Annotated in this window: 21 protein-coding genes and 2 tRNA genes; 9 read left to right on the plus strand and 14 right to left on the minus strand. The window is 70.4% G+C overall.

Going from position 1 to position 24,688, the window contains the following annotated elements; translation table 11 throughout:
• Nucleotides 1-68: 68 nt before the first annotated feature.
• Both Mam01_RS20035 and Mam01_RS20040 read right to left on the minus strand, forming a co-directional pair.
• A tRNA-Glu gene (locus Mam01_RS20035) sits at nucleotides 69-141 on the minus strand.
• A 43-nt stretch (nucleotides 142-184) separates the two neighbouring features.
• Nucleotides 185-256, minus strand: a tRNA-Gln gene (locus tag Mam01_RS20040).
• 184 nt (nucleotides 257-440) lie between these two features.
• Here Mam01_RS20040 and Mam01_RS20045 point away from each other — a divergent pair.
• Nucleotides 441-2,423 carry a M3 family metallopeptidase gene (locus Mam01_RS20045; RefSeq protein ID WP_204286795.1) on the plus strand — a complete coding sequence of 661 codons (1,983 nt, stop codon included), beginning with the start codon at nucleotides 441-443 and terminating at the stop codon, nucleotides 2,421-2,423.
• 12 nt (nucleotides 2,424-2,435) lie between these two features.
• On the opposite strand, the gene gltX is transcribed toward Mam01_RS20045, so the two are convergent.
• On the minus strand, nucleotides 2,436-3,809 hold the full coding sequence (gltX, locus tag Mam01_RS20050; RefSeq protein WP_150935460.1) for a glutamate--tRNA ligase: 1,374 nt from the start codon (nucleotides 3,807-3,809) through the stop codon (nucleotides 2,436-2,438).
• Entirely contained in the window at nucleotides 3,802-4,572 is a 771-nt protein-coding gene (locus Mam01_RS20055) for a fumarylacetoacetate hydrolase family protein (protein WP_150935461.1), read from the minus strand. Before Mam01_RS20055 ends, gltX begins: the two co-directional genes overlap by 8 nt.
• Before the next feature lie 81 nt (nucleotides 4,573-4,653).
• Between Mam01_RS20055 and Mam01_RS20060 the strand changes: the two genes are divergently transcribed.
• A complete protein-coding gene (locus tag Mam01_RS20060; protein ID WP_204286796.1) occupies nucleotides 4,654-5,055 on the plus strand; it encodes an antibiotic biosynthesis monooxygenase family protein in 402 nt (133 codons plus the stop codon).
• A gap of 310 nt (nucleotides 5,056-5,365) precedes the next feature.
• Nucleotides 5,366-7,042: a heparinase II/III domain-containing protein gene (locus tag Mam01_RS20065; protein WP_204286797.1), complete on the plus strand. Its 1,677-nt coding sequence runs from the start codon at nucleotides 5,366-5,368 to the stop codon at nucleotides 7,040-7,042.
• A 26-nt stretch (nucleotides 7,043-7,068) separates the two neighbouring features.
• Here Mam01_RS20065 and Mam01_RS20070 read toward each other — a convergent pair whose 3' ends face one another.
• The 4 genes from Mam01_RS20070 to cimA form a co-directional block, all read right to left on the minus strand.
• On the minus strand, nucleotides 7,069-7,713 hold the full coding sequence (locus Mam01_RS20070) for a DivIVA domain-containing protein (protein ID WP_150935463.1): 645 nt from the start codon (nucleotides 7,711-7,713) through the stop codon (nucleotides 7,069-7,071).
• Complete coding sequence (locus Mam01_RS20075; RefSeq protein WP_204286798.1) at nucleotides 7,710-8,831, minus strand: globin domain-containing protein; 1,122 nt, start codon at nucleotides 8,829-8,831, stop codon at nucleotides 7,710-7,712. Before Mam01_RS20075 ends, Mam01_RS20070 begins: the two co-directional genes overlap by 4 nt.
• Entirely contained in the window at nucleotides 8,832-9,227 is a 396-nt protein-coding gene (locus tag Mam01_RS20080; protein WP_204286799.1) for a group I truncated hemoglobin, read from the minus strand.
• A 399-nt stretch (nucleotides 9,228-9,626) separates the two neighbouring features.
• Complete coding sequence (cimA, locus tag Mam01_RS20085; protein WP_204286800.1) at nucleotides 9,627-11,201, minus strand: citramalate synthase; 1,575 nt, start codon at nucleotides 11,199-11,201, stop codon at nucleotides 9,627-9,629.
• Between the two features lie 310 nt (nucleotides 11,202-11,511).
• On the opposite strand from cimA, the gene Mam01_RS20090 reads away from it, so the two are divergent.
• A complete protein-coding gene (locus tag Mam01_RS20090; protein WP_204286801.1) occupies nucleotides 11,512-12,165 on the plus strand; it encodes an O-methyltransferase in 654 nt (217 codons plus the stop codon).
• 65 nt (nucleotides 12,166-12,230) lie between these two features.
• Here Mam01_RS20090 and Mam01_RS20095 read toward each other — a convergent pair whose 3' ends face one another.
• On the minus strand, nucleotides 12,231-13,487 hold the full coding sequence (locus Mam01_RS20095; protein WP_204286802.1) for a PAS domain-containing sensor histidine kinase: 1,257 nt from the start codon (nucleotides 13,485-13,487) through the stop codon (nucleotides 12,231-12,233).
• A gap of 388 nt (nucleotides 13,488-13,875) precedes the next feature.
• Between Mam01_RS20095 and Mam01_RS20100 the strand changes: the two genes are divergently transcribed.
• Complete coding sequence (locus Mam01_RS20100) at nucleotides 13,876-14,499, plus strand: hypothetical protein (RefSeq protein ID WP_204286803.1); 624 nt, start codon at nucleotides 13,876-13,878, stop codon at nucleotides 14,497-14,499.
• A 33-nt stretch (nucleotides 14,500-14,532) separates the two neighbouring features.
• Here the strand turns inward: Mam01_RS20100 and Mam01_RS20105 are convergent, their stop codons facing one another.
• From Mam01_RS20105 to serA, 4 genes are all read right to left on the minus strand, one after another.
• Nucleotides 14,533-15,624 (minus strand): branched-chain amino acid aminotransferase, encoded by a 1,092-nt coding sequence (locus Mam01_RS20105; protein WP_150935469.1) that lies wholly within the window; start codon nucleotides 15,622-15,624, stop codon nucleotides 14,533-14,535.
• 142 nt (nucleotides 15,625-15,766) lie between these two features.
• Nucleotides 15,767-16,813, minus strand: coding sequence for a 3-isopropylmalate dehydrogenase (locus Mam01_RS20110; protein ID WP_150935470.1), 1,047 nt, complete (start codon nucleotides 16,811-16,813; stop codon nucleotides 15,767-15,769).
• An 81-nt stretch (nucleotides 16,814-16,894) separates the two neighbouring features.
• Complete coding sequence (locus Mam01_RS37375) at nucleotides 16,895-17,020, minus strand: hypothetical protein (protein WP_263641850.1); 126 nt, start codon at nucleotides 17,018-17,020, stop codon at nucleotides 16,895-16,897.
• A gap of 357 nt (nucleotides 17,021-17,377) precedes the next feature.
• Nucleotides 17,378-18,967: a phosphoglycerate dehydrogenase gene (serA, locus tag Mam01_RS20115; RefSeq protein WP_150935471.1), complete on the minus strand. Its 1,590-nt coding sequence runs from the start codon at nucleotides 18,965-18,967 to the stop codon at nucleotides 17,378-17,380.
• A gap of 371 nt (nucleotides 18,968-19,338) precedes the next feature.
• On the opposite strand from serA, the gene Mam01_RS20120 reads away from it, so the two are divergent.
• The 3 genes from Mam01_RS20120 (at nucleotide 19,339) to Mam01_RS37380 (ending at nucleotide 22,959) form a co-directional block, all read left to right on the plus strand.
• Nucleotides 19,339-20,220, plus strand: coding sequence for a hypothetical protein (locus Mam01_RS20120; RefSeq protein WP_204286804.1), 882 nt, complete (start codon nucleotides 19,339-19,341; stop codon nucleotides 20,218-20,220).
• 198 nt (nucleotides 20,221-20,418) lie between these two features.
• Complete coding sequence (locus Mam01_RS20125; RefSeq protein WP_204286805.1) at nucleotides 20,419-21,822, plus strand: MFS transporter; 1,404 nt, start codon at nucleotides 20,419-20,421, stop codon at nucleotides 21,820-21,822.
• A 243-nt stretch (nucleotides 21,823-22,065) separates the two neighbouring features.
• Nucleotides 22,066-22,959, plus strand: a complete 894-nt coding sequence (locus Mam01_RS37380) for a CAP domain-containing protein (protein ID WP_204286806.1) — start codon at nucleotides 22,066-22,068, stop codon at nucleotides 22,957-22,959.
• A 93-nt stretch (nucleotides 22,960-23,052) separates the two neighbouring features.
• Here the strand turns inward: Mam01_RS37380 and Mam01_RS20135 are convergent, their stop codons facing one another.
• Complete coding sequence (locus tag Mam01_RS20135; protein WP_150935475.1) at nucleotides 23,053-23,838, minus strand: hypothetical protein; 786 nt, start codon at nucleotides 23,836-23,838, stop codon at nucleotides 23,053-23,055.
• 242 nt (nucleotides 23,839-24,080) lie between these two features.
• On the opposite strand from Mam01_RS20135, the gene Mam01_RS20140 reads away from it, so the two are divergent.
• Entirely contained in the window at nucleotides 24,081-24,614 is a 534-nt protein-coding gene (locus tag Mam01_RS20140) for an FHA domain-containing protein (RefSeq protein ID WP_150935476.1), read from the plus strand.
• Nucleotides 24,615-24,688 lie beyond the last annotated feature (74 nt).

Raw genomic sequence — 24,688 nt, forward strand, 5'->3', positions numbered from 1 at the left:
AACCGGCGCTACCGCCTTGAGAGGGCGGCGTCCTAGGCCACTAGACGACGGAGCCGAGTGCAGTGAAGTAGTCCCGAGCGGATTCGAACCGCCGTTACCGCCTTGAGAGGGCGGCGTCCTAGGCCACTAGACGACGGGACCATGCACTGCGCTGCTTCCAGCAGAATCCCTTGGGGGGATCCAGCTGGGGTACCAGGACTCGAACCTAGACTAACGGAGCCAGAATCCGTCGGGCTGCCAATTACCCCATACCCCATCTGCTTGCGGGGGCCTCGCGGCTCCCGCTTGCGACTCCGAAAGGATAGCCCAGCTTGCGACCCACTACCAAAACGATTGCGGCGTGCCCCTCGATCTCGTGATCCGATCCTCCCGGGCGAAGGCCCCGGCGCTTCTGTGCGAGGCTGGGACAAACGCCAGCGCCACGTGAGGAGCCGCCCGCCATGACCTCGGCCGCGAACCCCTTCCTCAGTCCCAGCAACCTGCCGTACGGGCTGCCTCCGTTCGAGGAGATCAGGGAGGAGCACTACGCGCCGGCGTTCGAGCAGGGCATGGCCGAGCACCTCGCGGAGGTCGAGGCGATCGCCGCGAACCCGAAGCCTCCGACGTTCGAGAACACCATCGAGGCGCTGGAGAGGTCGGGCGCGCTGCTCGACCGCGTCTCGGCGGTCTTCTTCAACCAGGCGTCGTCCGACACCACTCCGGGCGTGCAGGAGATCCAGCAGGCCGTCACGCCCAGGCTCGCCCAGCACGCCGACGCGATCCACCTCGACCGGAGGCTGTTCGAGCGCGTCCAGGCGGTCGAGGCGGCCGACGAGGAGCAGCGGTGGCTGCTGAAGCGCTACCTCACCGACTTCACCCGGGCGGGCGCCACGCTGGACGCGCGGGACCAGGACCGGCTCAGGGAGATCAACGAGCGCCTCTCGGCCCTCGGGACCACGTTCCAGCAGAACCTGCTCGCCGACACCAACGAGCGCGCGGTGGTGGTCGAGGACGTCGCCGAGCTCGACGGGCTCTCGCCGGACGCGATCCAGGCGCTCGCCGACCAGGCCGGGGAGCGTGGCCTGGACGGCAGATATCTGATCTCGCTGGTCCTGCCCACCGGGCAGCCCGCCCTGGCGGAGCTGACCGACCGGTCCCTGCGCGAGCGGATCCACCGCGCCTCCGCCGGCCGCGGCGCCGGGAACGCCGGCCTCATCAGGGAGATGGCCGCCCTGCGGCGTGAGCGGGCGCGGCTGCTCGGCTACGAGAACCACGCGGAGTACGTCCTGGCCGACCAGACCGCGGGCACGACGCGGGCCGTCACCGAGATGCTGGACCGGCTCGTGCCGCCCGCGGTGGCCAACGCCCGCAAGGAGCAGGCGGACCTGGAAGAGATCGCCGGGCACCCGATCGAGCCGTGGGACTGGGCGTTCTACGCGGAGAAGGTGCGCAAGGCCCGCCACGACATCGACAGCCGCCGGATGCGGCCGTACTTCGAGCTGAACACCGTGCTGGAGAAGGGCGTCTTCAACGCGGCGACGCGCCTCTACGGCGTCACCTTCCACGAGCGGCCCGACCTGCGGGGCTACCACCCGGAGGTGCGGGTCTTCGAGGTGCGCGACGAGGACGGCTCGCCGCTGGGCCTGTTCCTCGGCGACTACCACACCAGGGCGTCCAAGCGGGGCGGGGCGTGGATGAACAGCCTCGTGAAGCAGTCGGGCCTGGAGGGCACCCGGCCGGTGGTGGTCAACAACCTCAACGTCGTCAGGGGCGAGCCGACCCTGATGACGTTCGACGAGGTCAACACGATGTTCCACGAGTTCGGGCACGCGCTGCACGGCCTGTTCTCCGACGTGCGCTTCCCCCGGTTCTCCGGTACGGCCGTACCGCGCGACTTCGTGGAGTATCCCTCGCAGGTCAACGAGATGTGGGCGACGCATCCGGAGATCCTGGCGGAGTACGCGCGGCACCACGAGACGGGCGAGCCGATGCCGCGCGACCTCGTCGACCGGATGCTGGAGACCCAGAAGTTCGGCCAGGGCTTCGCGACGCTGGAGTATCTCGCCGCGACCCTGCTCGACTGGGCCTGGCACACGGCGTACGACGGCGACGAGGATGTGGAGGAGTTCGAGCGGCGGGCGCTCAGGGACGCCGGGGTGGACCTGCCCGCCGTCCCGCCGAGGTACCGCAGCGCGTATTTCGCCCACATCTGGGCGGGCGGCTACAGCGCCGGCTACTACTCCTACATCTGGAGCGAGGTGCTCGACGCCGACACGGTCGAGTGGTTCGGCGAGAACGGCGGGCTGCGCCGGGAGAACGGGGACGCCTTCCGTACGGCCCTGCTCTCCCGGGGCGGCAGCGTGGACTCGATGGAGGCGTTCCGGGCGTTCCGCGGCCGGGACCCCGAGATCACCCCGCTCCTCGACCGGCGCGGCCTCCGCTGACCCCTCAGGGGATCAGGACGCGCCCTGGAGGCGGGTGAGGGCGGCGCGGAGGCGGTCGAGCGAACGCTCCCGGCCGAGCACCTCGATCGACTCGAAGAGCGGCAGGCCCACGGTCCGGCCGGTGATCGCCACCCGGACCGGCGCCTGCGCCTTGCCGAGCTTGAGACCGTGGGCGAGGCCCACCTCCTCCAGCGCGGTCTTGAGCGATTCGGGGTCCCAGCTCACCGTCTCCAGGCGCTCGGCGTACCCGGCGAGGATGGCGTCCGCCCCCGGCTTCATGGCCTTGTCCCAGGACGGCTGGTCGAAGACGGGCTCGTCCAGGAACAGGAAGTCGACGTTGGCCGTGACCTCCGACAGCACCGCGACCCGGGTCTGCACCAGGTCGGCCACGCGGGCGAACACCGCGCGGTCCCAGGACGGGTCGAGCCACGGCTCGCAGCGGGCGGCGAACACCTCGCGGGGCAGCGCCCGGATGTACTCGCCGTTGAAGGCCCGCAGCTTCTTCTCGTCGAAGAACGCCGGAGCCTGGTTCACGTCCTCCAGCCGGAACAGCGGCATCATCTCCGACCACGGCATGATCTCGCGGTCGTCGCCGGGCCCCCAGCCGAGCAGCATCAGGTAGTTGACCATCGCCTCGGCGAGGTAGCCCTCGTCGCGGTAGGACTCCAGGGCGACCTTGTCGCGCCGCTTGGAGAGCTTCTGCCGCTTCTCGTTGACGATCACCGGCACGTGCGCCCAGACCGGCGGCTCGGCGCCGAGGGCCCGCCACAGCAACTGCTGCTTGGGCGTGTTCGACAGGTGCTCCTCGGCGCGGACCACGTGGTCGATCCGCATCTCCATGTCGTCGACCACGTTGGCGAGGATGAACAGCGGCGAGCCGTCCCCGCGGACGATGACGAAGTCCTCCATCGCGGCGTTCGGGAACTCCACCCGCCCGCGGACGCTGTCGTCCACGACCGTCACGCCCTCGTCGGGCGTGCGGAACCGTACGGCGCCCTCGGTCAGGCCGAGGTCGCGGCAGTGCCCGTCGTAGCCCTGGTGCTCGGAGCCGGTCCTGGCCTTCACGTCGTCCCGCGTGCAGGTGCAGTGGTAGGCCTTGCCGTCCTTGAGCAGCTTCGCGGCCGCCTCACGGTGCTGCTGCTCGTACGCGGACTGGAAGTAGGGCCCCTCGAAGCGGGGCGAGTCGCCGTTGATGCCGATCCAGGCGAGGGCCGAGATGATGCCCTCGGTCCACTCCGGCCGGTTGCGCGCGGCGTCCGTGTCCTCGATGCGCAGCACGAACGTGCCGCCGGACTGCTCGGCGATCGCCCAGTTGAACAGCGCCGAACGAGCGCCACCGACGTGGAACATGCCGGTGGGCGAAGGGGCGAAGCGCACCCTAGTCACGTGAGATCACCCGGTTAGTGAGAGTTCCGATTCCTTCGATGGAGACGCCGACCTCGTCGCCGACGGCCATCGGGCCCACCCCGGCGGGGGTGCCGGTCAGGATGACGTCGCCGGGCAGCAGGGTCATGACCGCGCTCACGTACGCGACGAGCGCGGGGATGTCGTGCAGCAGGAGGGAGGTGCGGGCGCTCTGCCTGACCTCGCCGTTGAGCGTGGTCGTGATCGCCAGGTCGGCCGGGTCGAGCTCGGTCTCGATCCAGGGGCCGAGCGGGCAGAACGTGTCGAAGCCCTTGGCCCTGGCCCACTGGCCGTCCCTGGCCTGCAGGTCGCGTGCGGTCACGTCGTTCGCGCAGGTGTACCCGAAGATCACTTCACCGGCCCGCTCGGCCGGCACGTCGCGGCACAGCCGCCCGATCACCACGGCGAGCTCGCCCTCGAAGTCGACCCGCTCCGACAGCTTCCCCGGGTACGCGATCGCCTCCGACGGCCCGATCACGGTCGTGTTGGGCTTGAGGAACACGACCGGCTCGGCCGGGGGCTCGCCGCCCATCTCCCTGGCGTGGTCGGCGTAGTTCTTGCCGATCGCGACGATCTTGCTGGGCAGCATGGGGGCCACCAGGCGGACCTCCGCCAGCGGGAACCGCTCACCGGTGAACTCCACCCCGTGGAAGGGGTGCCCGCCGATCCTGGCGATGACCTGCTCGCCCTCTTCCACCACGCCGAAGGCGACCTGGTCGCCCATCGAGAACCTCGCGATACGCACGTCACGAGCCTAGTGGGGTAAGCACCATGGGCGTACTTAAGGTGGTCTGGAGTCGATGAAGTCGAGCGTACGGGAGTCGATGTGCCTTCGGTCGTGAAGATCAACGTGCTGACGGTGCCCGAGGAGATGCGGCGCGAGCTGGAGCAGCGGTTCGCCGGCCGGGCCGGGATGGTGGAGTCCGCCGACGGGTTCGAGTGGTTCGAGCTGCTGCGGCCGGTGGAGGGCGGCGACCGCTACCTGGTCTACACCCGCTGGCGCAGCGAGGAGGACTTCCGGCGCTGGCAGGAGAGCCAGGCGTTCCAGGCGGGACACGCGCGGGCCGCGGCCGAGGCCGCCGCGCAGGGCGAGGGCCAGGGACAGGGACAGGGACAGGGACAGGGACACGGGCACGGCCACGGGCACGGGCACGGCGGTCCCGCCGCGACCGGCTCCGAGCTGTGGTCCTTCGAGGTGGTCGAGAGCGCCGGACCCAAGGAGGAGTGACCCGGCCCCATCAGCGGGTTGGGCCGGGCCCGCGAGCCGGTCGGGCGTCCAGGAGGATCGGCGGCGATCCGGCCGCCGATGTCGCCGTCGACGGAGCCGGCCGCCGCGCGGCCCGGCTCGCGTCGCGCGAGGGCGCGTCGCCACGGTGAGCGACGACGCGGCGACGTCGGGGCCATCACCGGGCGGCGGCGGGGCCATTACGGGGTGAAGACCGAGGCCAGTTGTGCAGTTGTGATCAAACTGGCTTGACCGGATCACAAAAAACCGGACAGCATGGCGCACCCCTGCCCTGATCCCGGAAGGAACCGGCGTGCCCCGCCGCCTCACCGCCCTCCTCCTGTCGGCCGTGCTCCCCCTCGGCGCGCTCGCCGCCGCGACGGCCATGCCCGCCGCGGCCCGGGCGCCGCAGCGCACGCCGGAGTGTCAGGGGGACTGGCTGCCCTCCACCCCCACCTCCCCCGACGTCATGAACGGCAGGCTGTCCTTCCTCGATCTCCCGGCCGTCACCGTGGGCAAGGACGTCAACTGGCGCATGGACCCGTACCGGAACCGGTCCTGGCAGATGGTGTTCCAGTCGCTGCGGTGGATGGGCCGGCTCGTGGCCGACTACGAGTCGACGGGCAAGACCGACTACCTCGACCGGGCCGTCGAGATCGCCAGGGACTGGGTCGCGGACAACCCGTACGGCGGCCGGACGACCGCGAAGTACGCCTGGGCCGAGCATCCCATCGCGCTGCGCGCCCCGGCCCTGGTGTGCCTGAGCAGGTACGTGAAGGCGGGCTGGCTCACGTCGAGCCTCGCCCTGCACGCGAAGCTGCTGTCGGACCCCAAGCACTACGAGCTCGGCCACAACCACGGGCTCGACCAGGACATCGGCCTCCTGCGCATCGGCTGCCGCTACGGGAACCCGAAGTGGAAGAACCTCGCGGTGAGCCGGATGGTCAGGTCGATGACGCTCGACATCGACGGGCAGGGCGCCCTGCGCGAGCAGGCGCCGCGCTACGCGATCTACGTGCACGACCGGCTCAGGGTGGCGGTCGACACGATCAAGGACTGCGGGATGAAGGTGCCGGCGGCGCTGGCGAGCCGCTGGGAGAGCCTGCCGCGGCACATCAGCGCCGCGACCCAGCCCAACGGCTACATGGTGCCGATCGGCGACGGGCCCGCCGACGTCCAGCCCGCCGCGTTCGACCACGCCGACGCCACCGTGCAGGTCTTCGACGCCGGGTACGTCTTCGGCCGTACGGCCTGGGGCGACCCCCAGTCGGCCTACTACTCGATCCGGTTCGGGCCGGCCCTGAAGTTCCACGGCCACGAGGACCACATGGGCGTCACCTACTACGCCCAGGGCCGCTCGATCCTCACCGAGGCGGGCTTCCACTCCTACGAGAACACGCCGTACCGGCGGTGGACGCTGAGCCCGGAGGCCCACAACGTGCCGGTCCTCGTGGGCCGGAGGTTCCGGGGGCACACCCCCACCACGCTCGTGCGCCGGTCGCTGGACAAGGAGCGGCAGTCGTTCACGTTCACCGACCGGGCGTACGGCGTGGCGCGCACGCGGTCGGTGCTGGTCAGCCATCACCAGGACGTGATGGCGGTGCTCGACGGCGGCGGCGGCAAGCTGCGCAACCTGTGGCACCTCGCCCCGAACCTGAAGGTCGTGTCGAACGCGGGCGGCCGGGTGGTGGTCGCCGACGGCGCGTGGAAGGCGTCGATCGTCCAGCTCGCGATGCCGTCGTGCCGGCCGGTCGGAGGCCAGCGGGTGGTGCGCGGGCGGACCTCGCCCTACCAGGGCTGGATCTCTCCGGCGTACATGCGCAAGGAGCCCGCCGACGTGATCGTCTCGCCCGTGGCCGGCTCGCTGCTGACCGTGGTGGTGCCCGGGACCGACCGGCCGGATGTCACCTGTTCGGGACGCACGCTGATCGTGCACACTCCGGCCGGTCCGGTCACGCTGCGCACGAGTTCGTCCGGCACGCTGTCGTAGCCCTCCCCCCGGGGGCAGGCAGGCGGCTACCCGTAGACCGAAGGGGAGCCGGCCGCGAACTGCTTGGCCTGGTCCGGCACGTGGCCGAGCTTGCCGACCTCGTTGGCGAGCCCCTCCAGGACCGCGCGCAGCTGCACCTGCGTGACGTCGGCGAACGTCCGCAGGTAGGCGATCCGGCGCTCCAGCTCCTCGGCCTCCGCGCTCTGAACCCCGTCGCCCGCGCGGTAGGCGCCGACCGCCTGGTTGGCCGCCTCCTCCGCCTGGCGCTGCGCCTCCGTCAGCATCTCCTCGTACTGCTGGCGGGCCTGGCCGACGATCCGCCGGGCGTAGTCCTCCGCCTCGGCGATCTGGGCGTCGGCGGTCTGCTGCGCGCGGGAGAGGATGTTGATCGCGTCGACGCTCGGCGTCTGCGACCCGGTGGCCTGCTCGGGGTTGAGGCCGTGCTCCTTGTACCACTGCTTCATGCGGTCGATGTACGCCCGCAGGTCCGCCTTCTCCTTGTCGCCGGCGGCCATGTCGTCCGCGACCCGGTACAGGAACGCGCGCACCTCGTCCTCGCTGTAGCCACGGCGCCCGAGGGGGGTGCGCGTGAACTCGTGCTTGCGTACCCGATCCGGGGTGAGAGGCTGGCGCTCACCCGCCGGGCTTCCCCAAGGCATATCCGCCGTCATGACTCCCGACCTCTGTCGCTCGTGAACTCGTCGAAGTGGATCTGCTCGGACGGCACGCCGGCGTCCAGCAGCCGTCCGTTCGTGGCCTGGACCATCTCCTCCGAGCCGCAGACGAAGACGTGCTGGCCACGCCATCCCTGCAACGCGACGTCCACGGCGTACCCGCGGGTGCCCCGGTAGAACGGGTCGTGGGAGACGACCGGGACGACGTTGAGCCAGGGGTGCTCGGCCGCCATCTTGCCCAGCGCCTCCAGGTCGTACAAGTCCCTCGACGTACGGGCGCCGACGACGAGGTCCACCCTGCGCGACGGGCCCTCGAAGGCGATCTGCTCCACCAGGGCCTTGAGCGGCGCGAGGCCGGTGCCGCCCGCGATCATCAGCAGGTCGCCCGTGACGTCCGGGGCGAGCGTCAGCCGTTCGCCCACGGCCGCGCCGACGCGCAGGACGTCGCCGCGGCGCGCGCCCATCACCAGCGCGGAGCTGAGCGCGCCGCCGTCGACCATGCGTACGTGCAGGTCGATGGTGTTGTCCTGGCGCGGGGCGTTGGCGAACGAGTAGAACCGCCAGATGCGCGGCCGCATGGAGTAGGAGATCGACGCCGACTGCCCCGGGCGGAAGGGGTACTGGTAGTTCAGCCGCGCCCGGATGACGGCGATGCCGAGCGTGCGGGTCTCCTGGCCGATGATCTCGGCCTCCCACCACGGCGGGGACACCTTCGCCGCCTCGTTGGACGCCTCGACCATCACCTGCGCGACCAGGTTGTAGGCCTGCGTCCAGTCGTGCGCGAGCGCCGGGGTCCACCGTTCGCCCAGGAAGTGTTCGAGCGTGGCGAGCAGGGCCTGGCCGACGGCGGGGTAGTGCGCGGCGGTCACCGCGAACTTGCGGTGGTCGCGGCCGAGCTGCTGGAGGAACGGGACGACGTCCTCCACCTGGTCGACGTTGCTGACGACCTGCCCGAGCGCGCCCACGAGCCGGTCGCGCTGACGCGCCATCGACACGGGGAACATGTCCCGCACGTCCGGATTCATGAGGAAAAGAACGGAGTAGAAGTACAGCGGCACCTGGTCACCCGAACGGGAGACGAGGTGCCAGCTGTCCTTGAGAGCCTGCGTGTCCACTCAGCCGGCCGTTTCCGCCGGCGTATCCGCGGGCCCGGTCACGATGGACGGCTTCACCTTGCCCAGCACCAGGCCGACGTCGCGCAGGATGTCCTCGCCGACGCCGCCGGCCTGCAGGACCGCGAACAGGTGCTCGCCCACCTTGTCGTAGTGCTCGGACGTCACGCCCATGCCGGCGTGCGCCTCTCCGAGGTCACGGCCCTCGTACGGCTCCGGGCCGCCGAGGACGGAGCACAGCAGCACGACCATGTGCCGCTTCAGCCTGGGCATGTCGATGCCGGCGAAGTACGGCTTCAGGTCGTCGTCGGCGAGAACGCGCACGTAGAAGGCGTCGACGACGTCGCGGACGACCGGCGCGCCACCGATCTGGTCATAGTAAGACGGCGAGGTGATCACAAGACCCTCCCATTCCGGGTGTGCCAGCGAGGGGATGACCGATGTCCGAAAAATGTTCGAACGGATTTCAGTCACGTGGCTGGTCATGGTGATGGACATGGCTCGGCTCCTGCGGCGCCCGCCGCTTCCGGGGGACACGATCAGAAGCCGGGCGGGCGCGCGAAAGCACGGGGTTCGGTGCGCAGATGCTTCTTGCCGTCACCCTCCGTTGAGCCAGAGCATGGACGCTGAGGCTGGAACCGTGGCCGGGATCGCCGATCATGGCGAAGACCGCCTCAGGAGCTTCGCCTATCTAAGCACTAACTAGACCAAATGTCACTAAAACCACAGACGTTAACTCACGTCCCGTGAGCGTCCGATCGCGATCCGATCATCCCGGTTCGTCCGGTGGTGCGGGGATTATGCGCTGTGGCCGGCCCGCAGCAGACCATACGTCACCGCCTGCTCCAGCGCCTGCCAGGACGCCTCGATGACGTTCTCCGCGACACCGACCGTGGCCCACTCGCCGGTCGCGTCGCTGGAGGTGATCAGCACCCGCGTCACCGCGTCCGTGCCGTGGGTGCCTTCGAGGATCCGCACCTTGAAGTCGATCAGCTCGACCTCGGCCAGCTCAGGGTACAGCTTCTCCAGGCCGAGCCGCACCGCGCGGTCGAGCGCGTTCACCGGGCCGTTGCCCTCGCCGGTCGCGACGATCCGCTCCCCCTTGGCGTGGAGCTTGACGGTCGCCTCGCTGACCACGTCGCCGCCCGGCCGGCGCTCGACGATGACCCGCCACGACTCGACCGTGAAGTGCCGCCGCTGCCCGCCCTCGACCATGTCGCGCAGCAGCAGCTCGAAGGACGCGTCGGCGGCGTCGAAGGTGTGCCCCTTGGCCTCCAGCTCCTTCACCCGCTCGACCAGCCACCGCGACTGGTCGCCGCTGAGCTCGTAGCCCAGCTCGCGGCCCTTGAGCTCGACCGAGGCCCGGCCGGCCATGTCGGAGACGAGCATCCGCATGTCGTTGCCGACCTGGGCGGGGTCGATGTGCTGGTAGAGGTTCGGGTCCACCTTGATCGCCGACGCGTGCAGGCCCGCCTTGTGCGCGAAGGCCGACATGCCGACGTACGGCTGGTGGGAGTTCGGCGTGACGTTGGTGACCTCGGTGATCGCGTGCGCGATGCGGGTCATGTCACGCAGCGACTGCGGCGGCACCAGATCGAAGCCCCGCTTGAGCTGGAGGTTCGCGACCACGGTGAACAGGTTGGCGTTGCCGGAGCGCTCGCCGTACCCGTTGGCGCAGCCCTGCACGTGCGTGGCGCCGGCCCTGACCGCGGCGAGGGTGTTGGCGACCGCGCAGCCCGTGTCGTCGTGGCAGTGGATGCCGACGCGGGCCCCCGTGCCGACCGCGTCGTGCACCACGTCGGCCAGCTCGTCGGGGAGCATGCCGCCGTTGGTGTCGCACAGCGCGATCACCGAGGCCCCGGCCTCCGCCGCCGTGCGCAGCACCTCCAGCGCGTACGCGGGGTTGGACCGGTAGCCGTCGAAGAAGTGCTCGGCGTCGAGGAAGACCCGCTGGCCCTCCGTGACCAGGTGGGAGACCGTGTCGCGGACCATCGCGAGGTTCTCCTCCAGCGTGGTCCGCAGAGCCAGTTCGACGTGCCGGTCGTGACTCTTGGCGACAAGCGTCACGACCGGCGCGCCGGATTCGCGCAGCGCGGCCACCAGGGGGTCGTCGGCGGCCTTCACGCCCGCCCGGCGGGTCGCGCCGAACGCGGCGAGCTGCGCGTGCTTCAGGTCGAGCTCGGTCTGAGCCCGCCGGAAGAACTCGGTGTCCTTGGGGTTGGCGCCGGGCCAGCCGCCCTCGATGAAGCCGAACCCGAGGCCGTCCAGGTGCCGCGCGATGGCCAGCTTGTCGGCGACGCTCAGGTTGAGCCCCTCCTGCTGGGCTCCGTCCCGGAGCGTCGTGTCGTATACGTGAAATCGGTCGTCGGCCATCTCTGTGTCTCCTTCGCGGGGTCGCGTCTCGCCGCGCGTTCTGTTCACCGGGCCGCGTCGACCGGACTGTGTTCAGTGACCTGTGTTCACCGGTACGGGGCCCAAACAAAAAGACCCCTCACGGACGTGAGAGGTCTGCGCGCCGGCGATGTGTCCTTCAGCCGGCGCGCCTGCCGATAATGAGCAGACCGTTGTTCATGGTGCTCAGCAGTTTGCCACAGCCGGTCGCCCTCTGGCACATCGATCTCATCTTACGAGATGTGCGCGGGTGTCCGCCCAGCTCAGCGGGTCACAGCTTAGAGTGATCACCATGAAGGCCGCCGAATTCATCGCACCCGCCGTCGCCGAGTACGCCGCCGCGCACACCACACCGCCCGACGCCCTGCTCGCCGAGCTGGCGGAGGAGACCCGCAGGCTGATGGGCGACCGCAGCACCATGCAGATCGCCCCGGAGCAGGGCACCCTGCTCACCCTGCTCGTCCAGATCAGCGGCGCCCGGCTGGCCGTCGAGGTGGGGACCTTCACCGGATACTCCTCCATCTGCATCGCCAGGGGGCTGCCCGCCGACGGCCGGCTGATCGCCTGCGACGTGAGCGAGGAGTGGACCGACGTGGCCCGGCGCTACTGGGCGAAGGCGGGCCTCGGCGGCCGCGTCGAACTACGCCTCGGCCCGGCCGCCGACACGCTGCGGGCGATGCCTCCGGACGAGCATGTCGACTTCGCCTTCATCGACGCCGACAAGGCGGGTTACCCCGTCTACTACGAGGAGGTCCTGACCCGGCTGCGGCCCGGCGGCCTGATCGCGGTGGACAACACGCTCCAGCACGGCGCGATCACCGACCCCGCCGCCGGGGGCAACGTCCCGGTCATGCGGGAGTTCAACGACCTCGTCGCGCGGGACGACAGGGTCACCAGCGTGCTGCTGCCCGTCGCCGACGGGCTCACCCTCGTCAGGAAGAACTGAGCCCGCGCTGATCGGGGGGAACCGCTACCCCGGTATCCCCGGCATTCCGCCTGACCGGCCCGCCTCTACGACGCGAGAGGCAGACGCAGGACGAGCATGGCGCCGACGGGGCTGTCGGCGAGGCACAGGGTGCCGCCGTACATCTCGGCGATCGCCCGCGCGATGGTCAGGCCGAGCCCCGAGCCGCCAGGGTCCCGTTCCCGGGCCTCCCTCCCGCGGTACATGCGCTCGAAGACCCGCTCGCGGTCCGCAGGAGGGATGCCGGGACCGTCGTCGACGACCTCCAGGACGGCGTCGGGCGGGTCGGCGACCACGTGGATCTCGATCTTCGTGCGGGCGTGCCGTTCGGCGTTGGCCATCAGGTTGCCCAGCAGGCGGGCCATCCGGATCCGCGAGGCCCGCACCAGCACGTCAGGGGCGAGGCGGGTGTGGACGGCGACCGCGGTGCCCGGAGCGCGGCGGTTCAGCTCGTCGTCGACGAGTTCGGCGAGGTCGACCGTCTGGGCCGGAGGCTCGCCGGACTCGGTGTCCACCCGCGCGAGGTCGAGCAGGTCGGCCACGATGTCGTTGAGCCGTTCGGCGTCGCAGAGGGATTTCCGCAGAATCCGCTGCAGGTCGATGCCGGGCTCGGAAAGCGCGGACTCCAGCTCGATCATGAGGCCGGTGATGGGGTTGCGCAGGTCGTGCGAGGCGTCAAAGATCAGCCGCCGCTGCCGCTCGATGGCCTCGCGCAGCACGGAGATCTTTTCGCGCAGCGCGGAGATCGTGTGGTGCTGCTCCTTGTGCGCCTGCCTGAGTTCCTCGTTGAGCGCCTGCAACCCACGGGCGAAGGTGTCCACATCCCTGGCCGGGGGACCGACCTCGCCGCCCCCGCCCTCCTCGCCGGCCTCCGGCGGCCGCCGGAGCGCCTGGACGAGACCGGTGACCTCCTCGACGCTGAGGATGATCCACAGCACCTCGCCGTGCGGGCCGAGCACGGGCGTGTTGACCTTGCTCCAGTAGCGCTCCTCGAACGCCCCCGCCCTGCCGGGGGCCTCGACGTCGTACCGCTGGAGCGGCATGAAGTCCCGCCGCCGCGTGGTGAGCACCTGCTCCAGCGAGGCGCGCAGGCTGTCGGCCCCCTGCGTCTCGGCGTCCGGGGGCGCCCCGGGGTTGGGCGGGAAGACGGCGAACAGATGCCTGCCCAGCAGGTCCTCCGCCGTACGGCCGACCACCTTCAGGTACGCGTCGTTGGCGGCGATCATGACGAGATCGGGAGTCAGGATCAGCGAGGGGACCTGGCCCGCCCTGAACACCGCCTCGTAATCGATCGTCGGCTTCATCACCTCGGCGCCCTTTCTCCGGCCCTCCTTCCAGAGTAGGTGAACGCCCAGCTCAGCCCGCTGTGGCAGCCCTCGGCACGGGGCGAGTGGAGCGACGTGGCCCGGCGCTGCCGGGCGAAGGCGGGCCTCGGCGGCCGCGTCGAACCGCGCCTCGGCCCGGCCGCCGAGGAAGAACTGAGCCCGCGGCGTCCGGCCGCGCCACGGCAATGATGGAGTAATAACCCGCCATGAAGGCGCCGGACTCATGATCGGCGTTCCTCCGACGAGTACGCTCGCGAATCGGTTCTTGTTCGCGGGCCGACCGCCCGACTCGTCATGCACGGACATCAGTGCACCGGAAAGCACATGCGCGCGGAAGCACATGCACTTGGAAAGCAGGGGGCGACGAATGACTCACCGGCGCGGCGGGGCGTTTCTCACAGGCAGGGTCGCCGGTCTTCTCGTCGCCGGCGCCTCGGCCTCGACCGCCTTCATCACCGGTGTCGCGCCGATGGGCGCCGCCGCCGACAACGGACACGACCGCGCCGAGCGGAACGTCGTACAGTCCCCCGGTGGGGAGCGACCCGGCGACCCGCCCGGGGACAGGTCGGCCACGGGCGGTTCCACCCGCAACCACGGCTACCAGCACACCTCGGCGAACACGTCCGGCGGCTCCTCGAACGTGCAGAACGCGCTGTGCCGGCGCGCCCGGGTCTGCAACATCACCCAGCACGTGACCATCGCCGGTCCGCGCGTGACCGTGACTCCCAGCCCTTCGCCGCCGGCGACGCCCGCCGCGAAGCCGGTTCCGGTGCCCACGGTCACCGTCACGGTCACGATGACCCCCACACCGGCGCCCGCGCCGGCACCACTCGCCGTTCCGGCGGCACCGGCGCCGTGCCCGGCCCCCCGGCCCCTGCTGAGCATCGACGGCAGGGTCGGCGCCGGGGTCGGTGTGGGCAGGGGCTCCGGTCTGCTCGACGGGCTGCTGTCGCTGTCCCTCCTCGGAAGGGGCGCGGCCTGCCCCGGCTGAGCACGTCTCCGGCGCGGGCCGCCCGCGACCGCGTCAGCAGATCTTGTGCACCCAGTGGTGGGTGTCGGGGCGGGCGCCGTACTGGATGCCGACGAGCTCCTCGCGGATCCGCATGGTGACGGGGCCGGGGGTGCCGTCGCCCACGGTCCAGCTTCGGTCGGTGCCCTTCACCGAGCCGACGGGAGTGACGACCGCCGCGGTGCCACAGGCGAAGACCTCGGTGAGCTCGCCCGACGCGCAGCCCGCCTGCCAGTCCTCGATCGAGATCTTGCCCTCCTCGACCGTGTAGCCCAGCTCGCCGGCGAGGCTGAGGATCGAGTCACGGGTGATGCCGGGCAGCAGGGTCCCGGTGAGCGACGGGGTGACGAGGCGGTCGCCGAAGACGAAGAACAGGTTCATCCCGCCCATCTCCTCGACCCACCGGTGCTCGAAGGCGTCGAGCCAGACCACCTGGTCGCAGCCCTCCTCGACGGCCTGCCGCTGGGCCACGAAGGCCGCCGCGTAGTTGCCGCCGCACTTGGCGAACCCCGTGCCGCCGGGCGCCGCCCGGGTGTACTCGGTGGACAGCCAGACCGACACCGGCTTCAGGCCGCCGGTGAAGTACGACGCGGCGGGCGAGGCGATGACCATGAACTTGTACTTCTGCGACGGGTGGTTCACCCCGAGCGCGGTCTGCGTGGCGATCATGAAGGGGCGCAGGTAGAGGCTGTGGCCCTCGGTCGTCGGCACCCATTCGCGGTCGGTCTGGACGAGGAGTTCGAGCGACTCGACGAACGTCTCCTCGGGAAGCGGGGGCATCGCCATCCGGGCCGCCGACTGGTTGAACCTCGCCGCGTTCGCGTACGGCCGGAAGGCGACGATCGAGCCGTTCGACTGCCGGTAGGCCTTGAGCCCCTCGAACAACTCCTGGGCGTAGTGGAACACCGCGGTGGCGGGGTCGAGCACGAGGGGGCCGTACGGCTGGAGCTTCGCGTCGTGCCAGCCCTCCCCCTCGGTGTAGTCGATGGAGACCATGTGGTCGGTGAAGACCTGGCCGAAGCCGGGGCTCGCCAGCATCCGCTCACGCTCGGCCGCACCGCGGGCCTGGGGGTTGTGCTGCACGTCGAACCTGAGGTGGGTGGTCATGGCGAGGTCCTTCTCTCTTCGTCGTCGTAGTCATTGTGCGACGAGTCGGCTAAGGGAAAACTAGGGCATTCGACAGGTATGAAAAAGCGCATGGCGGCCCATACCGGGCCGCCATGCGCGTCGTCTGGATGAGCGGCCGGGATCAGCCGGCTACTCGGGCGGCGATGTCGTCGCCGATCTCACGGGTGGACCGGGCGGTCCAGGCGCTCTGGCGCTCGACCAGGTCGTCGGCCACGGCCTGCTCGACCCGGGCCGCGGTCCCGGCGTGGCCGAGGTGGTCGAGGAGCATGGCGACCGACAGGATCGTGGCGGTCGGGTCGGCCTTGCCCTGGCCGGCGATGTCGGGGGCGCTGCCGTGGACGGGCTCGAACATGGACGGCGCCGTACGGGCCGGGTTGACGTTTCCGCTGGCCGCGAGGCCGATGCCGCCCGCCACCGCCGCGCCGATGTCGGTCAGGATGTCGCCGAACAGGTTGTCGGTGACGATGACGTCGAAGCGCTGCGGCTGGCTGACGAAGAACATCGAGGCCGCGTCGACGTGGCAGTAGTCGGTCTCCACCTCGGGGAACTCCAGGCTCAGCCGGTCGACGGTGCGGGCCCACAGGTCGCCCGCGTAGGTCAGCACGTTGGTCTTGTGCACGAGGGTCAGCTTGCGGCGCGGCCGGGCGAGGGCCTTCTCGAAGGCGTAGCGCACGACGCGCTCGACGCCGTAGGCCGTGTTCAGCGACTCCTGGGTGGCGATCTCGTGCGGGGTGCCGCGGCGCATGACGCCGCCCGCCCCGGCGTACGGGCCCTCGGTGCCCTCCCGGACGACGATCATGTCGATGTCCTCGGGGCCCGCCTGCCCGAGCGGGGTCGCCACGCCGGGGAACAGCTTGACCGGGCGGAGGTTCACGTAGTGGTCGAGCTCGAAGCGCAGGCGCAGCAGCAGTTCGCGCTCCAGGACGCCGGGCGGCACACTCGGGTCGCCCACCGCGCCCAGCAGGATCGCGTCGTATCCGCGCAGCTCGTCGAGCACCTCGTCGGGAAGCGTCTCACCGGACGCGTGGTAACGCCTGGCGCCGAGATCGTATTCGGTGGTCTCGGACTTGACGCCCGCGGCGTTGAGGACCTTGAGGCCTTCGGCGACGACCTCGGTGCCGATACCGTCACCGGGGATGACTGCCAGGCGGATGTTGCTCGACTCCATGCGTTCACCTTACCGGTTGTCTCGGAGACCGAAACACCGATCTCACCATTCGGTCCACTGCCGGCACCGGAGCGTCCGGGGTCAGCGCTGGGGCACGCCCCCGTTGTCGCGGCGGTCCAGCGCGATCTGCAGGGCCGCGGCCGCCTCGTCCTCCGCCTCGTCGGCGCGGGTCAGGGGGGCACGATTCCAGGGATACATGTCGTACATGGCGAATCTCACTTCGACCGAGGAGTGGATGCGGATCCGTACGTCGTTCGAGGCGTCTCCGCGCGTCGCGGATCCGGGTGCACCGGCCACCGGTGGACCGCGGGTCACGCGGCACAGGTGGACCGAAGGCCGATGACGCCACGCTCCACGACGGGCCGGCCCGCCCTGATCGGGCTCCGTCGTGACAGGTGTCACGTGCGGGGCGTCAACCCAGACAGTACCCCAGAATCTCCTAGGACGACCTACTATCTCGGATCGTGAGACGCGGGTCCGTGAGCCGGCGGAGAACAGAACGGCCCGGCGCACGCGCGCCGGGCCGTTCTCGACGGTTCTCCAGGTGACCGGAGTTCCGGGGGATCAGTCCTCCAGGTCTACGGAGCGGCCGCTGTCGGCCCCGATCTCCCCGGCGATCTGCTCGACGACCTCGGACGGGATCGCGGTGTCGACGGTCAGCGCGATCAGCGCCTTGCCGCCCTTCACGTCACGGGAGACCTGCATCGAGGCGATGTTCACGCCGTGCTCGCCGAGCAGGCGGCCGACGGTGCCCACGATGCCGGGACGGTCGGCGTAGGTGAAGAACGCCAGGTGCTCGGTGGGCTCGATCTCCATCGCGTAGCCGTTGACCTCGACGATCTTGGTGATCTGCCGCGGGCCGGACAGCGTGCCGGAGACCGAGACCGTACGGCCGTCGGCGAGCACGCCGCGGACCGTGATGACGTTGCGCCAGTCGGGGCTCTCCGCGCTGGTGACCAGCTCGACGACCACCCCGCGGTCCTTGGCCAGCAGCGGCGCGTTGACGTAGGTCACCGCGTCCTCCACCACTCCGGAGAAGACACCCTTGAGCGCGGCCAGCTCCAGCACCCGCACGTCCTGCGCGGCGATCTCGCCGCGGACCTCGACGTCGAGGCGGGTCGCGACCTCCCCCGCGAGCGCGGTGAAGATGCGCCCCAGCTTCTCGGTGAGCGGCAGGCCCGGCTTGACGTCCTCGGCGACCGCGCCGCCCTGGACGTTCACGGCGTCGGGCACGAACTCCCCGGCGAGCGCGAGCTTGACGCTGCGGGCGACCTGCGTGCCGGCCTTCTCCTGGGCCTCGTGGGTGGAGGCGCCGAGGTGCGGCGTGGCCACGACCTGGTCGAACTCGAACAGCGGGCTGTCGGTGCAGGGCTCCTTGGCGAAGACGTCGATGCCGGCGCCCGCGACACGGCCCTCCTTCAGCGCGGAGTAGAGGGCGTTCTCGTCGATGATCCCGCCGCGGGCGACGTTGACCAGCCGGACGGTCGGCTTGACGATGTGCAGCTCGCGGTCGCCGATGAGACCGACGGTCTCCTTCGACTTGGGCAGGTGGACGGTGATGAAGTCGGCCTGCTGGAGAAGCTCGTCCAGCGACACCAGCCGCACGCCCATCTGGGCGGCGCGGGCCGGCTGGAGGTAGGGGTCGTAGGCGATGAGCTCCACGCCGAACGGCTGGAGCCGCTGCGCCACGAGCTGACCGATCTTGCCGAGGCCGAGAATGCCGACGACCTTCTCGTCCAGCTCGACACCGGTGTACTTCGAGCGCTTCCACTCGCCGGCCTTGAGCGCGGTGTGCGCCTGGGCGACGTTGCGGGCGCTGGCGAGGATCAGGGCGACCGTGTGCTCGGCGGCGCTGGTGATGTTGGAGGTCGGCGCGTTGACGACCATGACGCCGGCCTTGGTCGCGGCCTCGACGTCGACGTTGTCCAGGCCCACGCCCGCGCGCGCGACGACGCGCAGCTTGGGCGCGGCGGCGATGGCCTCCGCGTCCACCTGGGTGGCGCTGCGGACGATCAGGGCGTCCACGTCGGCGAGGGCGGGCAGCAGCTGCGACCGGTCGGCGCCGTCGGTCTGACGGACCTCGAAATCCGCGCCGAGCACGGCGAGGCCCGCTTCGGAGAGCTCTTCTGCGACGAGTACGACGGGCTTGGTCACTGGATGAGTCCTTCGTGAGGTGCGACTGCCTGGACGACGCGAGTCTATCCGGGGCTTGTGAAAGTCCTCACGAGAGCCCGGCATACGAGACGGACGTCACGCGGGCGTCGCGGCGGCACGACGACCCGGTCTCAGATCGGCCCCTCGGCACCGCTGGTTCCGCCAGGCCGGCGGGCGCAGAGGAACGGCCGGAGGCGGAGGGTGCCATTATGACGGAGGGGAGTCATGAGACTCCCTCATGTACACGCCCGATCGGTCGGTGTACCCCACCCCGGGAGATCCCATCCGGACTGTCGCCATCTTGGTATTGATCGCACCTATTCTTGGGGATTAGCCTGATTCGCCATGGTCCAGTCCCTATCGTTCTGGCTATGAGCATCGGGAACCCCTCCCTGGGCGACGTTCTCGCGCGACATGGCAGCCCCCGGCAACTCCTGGCGGCCCTCGCGGAGTGGGGCATCCTGGTGGCGGTCCGACCCGACCGCTCCGTGGTGCTCGGCACGACGCAGAACGGCGAACGCGTTCTGCTCGGCTACACGTCCGAGGCGACGTACGCCCGGCACCGTGGCAGTCACTCCCTGTCGGCGTGCGACGCCGACACCGTCCTCGACATCCAGCGCGTCACCGGCGTGCGGGAGATCGTGATCGACGCGGCCGGCCCCGCCGCCGCCGCGGTGCCGATCGACGACCTGCGGCGTTACCTGGAGGCGACCCGCACCGGCCCCACGCCGGCCCTGTCGGCCCTGGGCTCGCCCGTCCCCACGGCGTACGCCACGGGGGCGATGGCGACCGTGACCCGCGCGCAGGCCGCGCGCCCGGCCGCTCCGCCGCCCGCCCCGGCTCCGGCCGCGCCCACGGGGCTGCCGTCGCAGTGGATCCCGGCGCCCCGCCAGCACCTGTCGGGGGCGATGCAGGTCGTCGACCCCGGCTACCGCAGGTCGAGCCACCCGATCCTGCCCGCGCTCCGGGTGGCGATAGGCGAGCTGCTGCGCGAGTATCCACTCGTCCACCACGTGTGGATCTGCGAGGCGCGGACCGCCGCGGGCCTGTGGGGGATCATGCTGCACGTCAAGGTGCGCACTCCCGTCGCCGACGACATCGTGAAGGAACTGCACCGCCGGGTGCGCGCCCGGCTGCCGCAGCTCGCGGCGAGCGAGGCTCCGGTGCTCATGGCCCGCGTCGCCGACGCGCACACCGAGCGCCGCCTGATCGAGATCGGCGCGCACGTCGTCTGCCCCGACGTACGCGACTGAACGTCGTGCCCGCGGGCCCGCTTCCCATGGGTCCGCGGGCACGGAGTTCGTGACGCCGTCCCGCTCGCGCCGGGCGGCGCCGGTCCGCCCCGGCGGCGGACCGGCTTTCCCGCCCCGCCGTCCCGGCGGAGCCGTTAGCCGCCGAACCGTTGCCGGGGAGATCTTCCGGCCGGGCCCGCGCTCGGCTTGAATGACGCAATGGCCCCCACCGCGGCGACGCCCTCCCCCTCCGCAGTGTCCCTCGGTGTGCGCCTCGGGTACGCCGTCGGCTCGTTCTGCACGGCCAACTTCTCCACGATCCCCGGGCTGCTGCTGCTCTTCTACATGACGAACGTGCTGGCGGTGCCGGCCGCGCTCGCGGGCGTCGTGCTCTTCCTCCCCAAGGCGTGGGACCTGGTCGCCAACACGCTGGTCGGCCGCTGGTCGGACCGCACGGTCTCGCGCTGGGGTCCCCGCCGTCCCTGGCTGCTCGCCGGGGCGGTCGTGCTGCCTGTGTCGTTCGCCCTGATGTTCGCCGGGCCGCCGCTGACCGGGGCTCCCGCCGCCGTGTACGTCGGTCTCACCTTCCTGGCCGCCGCGACCGGATACGCCCTGTACGAGGTGCCGTACAAGGCGATGCCGGCGGAGATGACCACGGACTACCACGAGCGGACCTCGCTGCTGCAGTGGCGCATGGTCCTCATCGCGATCTCGATCGCGATGAGCGGCATCCTCGCGCCCATGATCGCCGGCGGGACGGCCGGGGGATACCGGACCATGGGCGTCGTCTTCGGCCTCGTCCTGCTCGCCTCGATGCTGGCCTCGTTCTTCGGCACCGCCCGCGCCCCCTTCACCGGGCAGCAGAAGTCCGAGGGGACGCTGCGGGAGCAACTCGCCGCGGCCCGTACGAGCAGGCCGTTCATGTGGCTGCTCGGGCTGAGCTCGGCGCAGACGCTCGCGGTGGGCGTGATGCTGGCTGGTTCGCCCTACTTCGCCGCCTACATCATCGGCGACCCGAAGGCCACCACCACGCTCTTCGCGGCGCTGGTCGGCCCGATGCTGGTCACCATGCCGCTGTGGGTGTGGCTGGCCCGCCGGCTCGACAAACGCGGCGCGATGATCCTCTCCGGCACGATGTTCGCGGGCGGCGGGCTGCTGCTCCTCGCGACGCCGGCCCTCGGCGCCCTGTACGCGCACCTGTGCGTGATGGTCGTCGGCATCGGCTACGCCGGTCTGCAGCTGCTGCAGTACTCCATGCTCGCCGACGTGATCGCCCACGACGGCGTGGTGAGCGGCGAGCGCAGGGGCGGCGTCTTCACGGGCCTGTGGACGGCCGTGGAGAACGCAGTGGCGGCGCTGGGCGCGACCATCTACGGCTGGGTGCTGAGCGCGGGAGGCTTCCTGTCGTCCGATCCCGAGCACCCGGTAACTCAGCCCGAGAGCGCCCACGTCGCCGTGATGATCGGCGTGACGGCGGTGCCCGCCCTGATCACGCTCGCCGGCGTGCTGATGACGTTCCGGTATGACCTGACCGCCGCCCGCCTGGCCGAGGCGATGGCGCACGCGCACCCGGAACAGCCCGCCCCCCTTCCCCGGCAGGACCAGACCTCTCCGGAGCGCTGAGCCGCGCCTCCCGAGGCGCTCCCGAGGCGCTCCCGGACGCTTGGGACGGCCTTAAGGCGGCCCTCTCGCCGTAACCTGCCCGTGACCTGCAGATTGTCCGAGATCGTGTGGTGTGCGGGGGATAAGTGAGGCTTAAGGGAGGGTAGATATTTTAGAGGTTGGGGTGATTTTTTCGGACATGTCAGGTCGGAGCGCACCATAATGACGACTTCCCCAGCGTCTAACCCCCACTGGAGAATGATCGTGAACAGAGCGCTCGGAGCGGCCCTGTGCCTCGGGAGTGTCGTGGCCATCGGCGTGTCCGCCGGCCCCGCTCAGGCCGAGACCCAGCACGCGGGCTGCCGGGTCGCCGCCGCGAAGCCGTACGTCGCCGTGGACGGGAAGATCCGCGCGGCGGGCTCGCGGGCCGGTTGCGAGAACGGCGCCCGGTTCCGGGTCCGGATCCTGAAGAGCAGGCCGGGCCCCGACCGCGTGGTCAAGAGCGGCTCGAAGGCGGTCCGCAACGCACGCGTCACGGTGACCACGACCTGCGTCGACGGCGTCTACTACAGCTTCGTCACCGACTACCGCGGCCACGTGTCGCGGTCGAAGCCGGTGCGGCTCGACTGCTCCTCCCCCACGCCCGTGCCGAGTCCCTCGGCGAGCACCCCCACAACCGGCCCGGCGACTCCCACTCCCGGGACCCCCGCCCCCAGCCCGTCCGCGAAGCCCACCGTCAGTCAGGCGCCCAGCGCCTCTCCGACGGGCGGCACGACGGTGGGCACCGCCGTCGAGAACGAGGTCGTACGCCTCACCAACGTCGAGCGGGCGAAGGCGGGCTGCGGCCCGCTGAAGCACGACGCGCGGCTTCGCACCGCCGCGTACGGCCACTCGGCCGACATGTCCGCGCAGAAGTACTTCGACCACACGTCGAAGGACGGCCGCTCCTTCGCGGACCGCATCAAGGCCGCGGGCTACTCCTTCCGCGCCGCCGCCGAGAACATCGCCATGGGCTACCCCTCGGCCCAGGCGGTGGTGCAGGGCTGGATGAACAGCTCCGGGCACCGGCAGAACATCCTCAACTGCACCTACACCGACATCGGCGTGGGATACGCCGCCTCCGGCAACTACTGGACGCAGGACTTCGGCAAGCAGTAGAACCCCACCGACACGAATCCCGGCCCGCGGCGGCGCCGCGGGCCGGGATCAGTGCCGATCAGTGCCGATCAGTGCCGATCAGTGCGGGTCAGGTCAGCCGGTGCACGACTGCCAGGTGGCCGGGTTGGCCGAGGTGTTGGTGTTCTGGAACTTGTAGTTCGGCGTGCTGTCGTTGAAGTTCCACAGGCTGCCGGTCATGTTGCTCCAGGTGCCGGAGGAGTTCTTCACCGTCTGCGCGACCATGACGGTCGGCTGGGTGCAGCTGATCTGCGGGATCGGGTAGGCGGAACCGGAGTCGGAGAAGTCCTCGATGTCGTGGGCGTACATCTCCACGGTCGTCCGGCTGTCGTCCGCCAGGAAGCGCCTGCCGTTGCCGTCCTTCAGGTCGACGTAGAGGCAGATCAGGGAACCGTTCACGTTGGCCGAGTGGTTGGAGTCACACCACTCGTAGATGAAGGTGAGCTCCTGTCCGACGTTGAGGTTCGTCATGACGCCGGTGCAGGTGCCCCCGCTTCCCCAGAGGCTCGCGTTGCAGAGCGAGTTGTTCCCGGTCGTGCCGTTGTCGTCTCCGTAGTAGTAGACCGACCAGGAGCTGGGCCCGCGGTAGATGCCGGACTCCAGGTTGTAGTACCACTGCCCGATAGCACCCCAGGCGGTGCTGCCGTTGTTGAGGGCGGGGACCTTCCAGGTGACCGTCCAGCCACGGGTGTTGCCGATGGTGCCGTTGTACCCCGTGGTGAGCGCGTACACGCCTGCCGTCGTCACACCCGACTTCGGGGGGTGCGGAACGGCGTTCGCCGGGGTCGTGCCGAACACCGCGACGCAGGCCACGATGAGAGCGGCGGTCAACCACCGGACACGGAGGAGGGAGCGGACCAACGGTCTCTCCTTAAGTAGGGAATGCCGACAAATTGAGTGTCAAAGAGGATCTATCCGATCGGAATGCGTATTCGGTACATGACAAAGATCTTGATGTTGGAGGTAACAGATCTTGTCAGATTTCCTGAAGGCCGCTTAAATGTGATCACGCACAGCAAGGGAACGGGTGCGCGACGGTTCCGAGGGCAGCGGAATACGGCGTCTTCTGGACACCTCGGACCACAGCGGCGGATACTCCAGTCATGAGCTCTCCCCCGGTGCGCGCCTCCGACGGGGACCGCGAGCGTGCGCTGAGCGAACTCCGCGACCGGGCCGCCGAAGGACGCCTGTCCATGGAGACCTTCGTCGGCCGGGTTGACCTGGCGCTTCGGGCGCGCAGCCGCGGCGAGTTGGACGAACTGGTCGCCGATCTCCCGCAGCGCGGGCGCTGGCGCAGAAGGATCACCGACGCGGTCGCCTCCGTGTCGGAGCTGAGCAACCGCCTCGAGACCGCCTGGCGGCGTCCGCGGCTGCCCCGCCTCGCCCTGCCCGCGGACGGACGTGCGCGCTATCTGGTCGGCCGCGGATCCGCCTGCGACCTGGTTCTCGCGGACCTGACCGTCTCCCGGATGCACGCGGAGCTACGGCGGCAGGACGACTCCTGGCTGCTCGTCGATCTCGGCTCGATGAACGGCACCAGGTTGAACGGCTGGCGGCTGGTCGGCCCCGCCACCGTCAGGGCCGGCGACGAGGTGGCCTTCGGCGACTGCGAGTTCCTGGTCTCCATGCCGGCCTGACCGCTCGCGAGGGTCGTGAACGCGACGCGGCGCCGCTCCCCGCCCTCAGGCGGGTAGCGGCGCCGCGGTCACAC

Source organism: Microbispora amethystogenes (genome assembly GCF_016863015.1).
Taxonomy (GTDB): Bacteria; Actinomycetota; Actinomycetes; order Streptosporangiales; family Streptosporangiaceae; genus Microbispora; species Microbispora amethystogenes.